The organism is Stenotrophomonas sp. AS012628, assembly GCF_010608305.1.
GTDB lineage: Bacteria > Pseudomonadota > Gammaproteobacteria > Xanthomonadales > Xanthomonadaceae > Stenotrophomonas > Stenotrophomonas geniculata.
The window spans coordinates 1-201 of sequence record NZ_VMBJ01000351.1 but is presented as its reverse complement, the minus strand read 5'-3'; the positions used below and the strand labels follow the sequence as shown (position 1 = coordinate 201).

General features: G+C 61.2%; 1 protein-coding gene. It reads left to right on the top strand.

What is annotated here, in order from left to right; translation table 11 throughout:
- The coding region (locus G5A07_RS22220) for an acyl carrier protein (RefSeq protein ID WP_191864070.1) at nucleotides 1-183 on the top strand (183 nt) is incomplete at its 5' end.
- Nucleotides 184-201: the final 18 nt, after the last annotated feature.

Genomic DNA, 201 nt, shown 5'->3' with positions numbered 1-201 from the left:
GATTTCCAGAATCCCGTCGAGGTCAGCATGGACACCCAGCTCGAAGACCTGCCGGAATGGGACTCGCTGGCCGCGCTCGGGGTCATCGTCATGTTCGACATGGAATACGGCAAGACCATCACCGGCGAAGACCTGATCAAGGCTCGCACGGTGGGCGACCTCTACCAGATGCTCGGACTCTGACCATGGCCACCTCCACGC